The 2,906-nt window shown below is 51.5% G+C and carries 4 protein-coding genes; 2 read left to right on the top strand and 2 right to left on the bottom strand.

What is annotated here, in order from left to right:
- On the top strand, positions 1–218 hold a 218-nt coding region (locus BZG79_RS13600), incomplete at its 5' end, for a hypothetical protein (protein ID WP_242414197.1).
- Between the two features lie 130 nt (positions 219–348).
- Positions 349–1,512 carry a DEAD/DEAH box helicase gene (locus tag BZG79_RS13605; protein ID WP_077774669.1) on the top strand — a complete coding sequence of 388 codons (1,164 nt, stop codon included), beginning with the start codon at positions 349–351 and terminating at the stop codon, positions 1,510–1,512.
- A gap of 67 nt (positions 1,513–1,579) precedes the next feature.
- On the opposite strand, the gene BZG79_RS13610 is transcribed toward BZG79_RS13605, so the two are convergent.
- Together BZG79_RS13610 and BZG79_RS13615 are read right to left on the bottom strand one after the other, a co-directional pair.
- Entirely contained in the window at positions 1,580–2,206 is a 627-nt protein-coding gene (locus BZG79_RS13610; protein WP_077774667.1) for a DsbA family protein, read from the bottom strand.
- Positions 2,200–2,906, bottom strand: a 707-nt coding sequence (locus BZG79_RS13615; protein ID WP_077774668.1) for an MBL fold metallo-hydrolase, incomplete at its 5' end; no start/stop codon positions are given. The genes BZG79_RS13610 and BZG79_RS13615, both read right to left, overlap by 7 nt.

The following is a 2,906-nucleotide window of genomic DNA, read 5'->3' on the forward strand; positions in this document are numbered from 1 at the left end:
CACATAAGGAGCGTGTTATGTTATCAGCCATTAAGGAACTGTTTACCCCTCACAAAGACTATGCAGGTCGACACATTGATGCTGTTATCGACCGGTTAGCGGCGCAAACAGGGACAGAAGCCCATGCTTGGTCTTATCTCCGAGAGCAAGCTGTGTATGAGAATACATTAAACGGCATGCGTATTTACCCGCATGAGCTGAGAAAGTACGCGGCTTAAAACAGACTGCACTCAGGACACCAGCAGATTTTACGTCGTGTGGATGTGGGGTTCGTGCTAGACTCCACGCCATTCAGTGTCTCCACCCTTTTTATGGGTGGGCGCGCGTTCATTGTTTGTTGAGTTTGCCATGCCATTTAAAAAACTGGGGTTAAGCGCCCCGCTTTGCCAAGCCATTGCCCAACGCGGCTATACCATCCCCACCCCAATTCAAGCCAAAGCCATTCCGATCATCCAACAAGGCCATGATCTGATTGCCGCTGCGCAAACAGGTACCGGGAAAACCTCAAGTTTTATCTGGCCCATTATCGATAAGTTGTGTGCCGGTGAAGCGGGACGCAAAAAGCGCGCTCGCGCATTGGTGATTGCTCCAACAAGAGAGTTGGCCTTGCAAGTCGCCGAAAGCGCCCGCCAAGATACGCAGTTTACCGCGCTTAAAACCTTAGCGATGGTTGGCGGCATGGACGAGCAGGCACAAAAGCAAGCCTTGATTGAGGGCGTCGACATTTTGGTCGCCACGCCAGGGCGCCTGCGCGATTTACTCAGCCAACGTGCCGTCTATCTAGATGAAGTAGAAGTGCTGGTGCTGGATGAAGCCGATCGTATGCTCGATATGGGCTTTATTGATGCAATTCAAAACATTCTCGATCGCTTACCGGCAAGCACGCAATGCCTGCTGTTTTCTGCCACCTTGTCTAATAAAGTGCGTGATCTGGCCAAAGCAACCATTGGTGATGAAGGCAAAGAAATCAGTATTGCTGCACGAGATGCCTCGAAAGACAATATTACTCAGTGGTGTATTCCGGTCGATAAAGATAAGAAATCCGCACTGCTTAGCCATTTGATTAAAGAAAATGGCTGGACGCAGGCGTTAATTTTTATCGAAACCAAACACGGCGCCGCCAAACTCGCTACCCAGCTGGAAAAACGGGGCATTGCCGCTGAAGCGTTTCATAGTGRACGCAGCCAAGCCGTGCGGACTCAATTGCTGGAAGACTTTAAAAATGGTGACATCCAATTTTTAATTGCCACCGGTGTCGCCGCACGCGGCATTGATATTGAGTCGCTTGAGCGCGTGGTCAATTACGATCTACCCTTTCCGGCCGACGAGTACGTACACCGGATTGGCCGTACCGGCCGTGCCAGTGCTCAAGGCGAAGCGATTTCATTGGTCTCAAAAGACAACACCAAAAACTTGCGTATGATTGAAGCACGTCTCGGGCACCCACTTGAACGTCGCATCATCGAAGGCTTTGAGCCCAAAAAGCCGGTGCCGCTGACTGCACCCAAATAAATGGCACGCATACAATGATTGCAATAAAAACGGCGAGCCTGGTGCTCGCCGTTTTCGTTTGTTTGCTTTATGTCTGAGTTAGCGTTTGCCAGAGTACCTGCCAAGCGTCTGGGCGCCGATAGTACTGGCTCACTGTGATGGCTTGCCATTGGCCGTTTTGCTCCACCAGCATGGATGGAAAACCGCGCAAGCCATGCGCTGCCATCAATTGACGGGTTTGATTCACCGCGGGCATCACGTCATTTTCGGCGCGATTCATCGCCTGTTGCCAAGCCTCTGCCTCTATCCTCATCTCACTGGCAAGCTCTGCGAGCGTGTCAGCATCATAGACGGAGCGACCTTGCTGATAAWGGCCACGCTGGATGCGTTTCAGCATCTCTGCGCCCTGACTATCAAGTTGCTGAGCAGCGAGAATAGCTTGCGCGGTAATAAAGGAGTCCAAAATTACCGGCTGGTCGCTTGCTACGCGGTCAAGATAGGCTTGACCAAATGTCTGTCCGGTTTGATCGGCAATGGTTTGATCTGCCTTCAAAATGTGTTGACGAAAGCTGTCTTCAATCGGCGCACGCTCACGCATACCACCTGGATGAAGCTGCAAGTTAATCTCAGGGTTGTTACTCAGGCTTTCAATCAAGGTGGCGGCGCCGAAGCACCAGCCACACATTGGGTCAAATATATAGTGGACGTTTACCATTCCATCTCTCCCATGTGCACTTTCGCACCAATTTCCAAAGCCATCGGCAAACCCGCTTTCGGATATTTCGCTTGCATGGTTTTAATCAGCTCAGCACTGTCTTTGCTGTTGGCTTTCGCCTCGGCAAAGTCTTGCAAATACTGCTGGGCAAAGGTAATAGTGTCAGCGTTTAGTGCCGTGCCTGCTTTCATATGGCCTGGGATCACCATTTCAGGTTTCAGTGCTGCCATTTCTTGTAGTTGTGCGGCCCAACCTTCACGTGCGTGATCAGATTGTGCGTCTGCCATCCACAGGTGAACATTGCCATACACGGCGACGTTACCCAGGATCGCCTTGTTGGCTGGGATCCAAAGATACGGACGGTGAGCCAACTCGCCTTTCGCGCCGCGAATTTCAATCTTACGGCCGTCCAGTGTCAATGATGAACGGGTATAAGCTGCGGGCACCACGGGATTTTGCGGGGCATTGTCACCCATTTTTGGGGTCCAAAATGCCATTTTTCCGTCTAGTTTTTCTGCAATGGTGGCGCGCACAGCCGGTGTGGTGATCACTCTTGCGTCAGGGAACATGCCGTGCAGCACTTCCGCACCAAAGTAGTAATCAGGGTCGGCTTGGCTGATAAAGATGGTGGTCAGCGCTTTGCCGGAGTCCAGTACTTTGGCGGCAATGCGAAGCGCATCTGCTTTAGTAAAGCCAGTAT

It is taken from the genome of Salinivibrio sp. MA427 (assembly GCF_001996115.1).
In the GTDB taxonomy this organism is placed as follows: domain Bacteria; phylum Pseudomonadota; class Gammaproteobacteria; order Enterobacterales; family Vibrionaceae; genus Salinivibrio; species Salinivibrio costicola.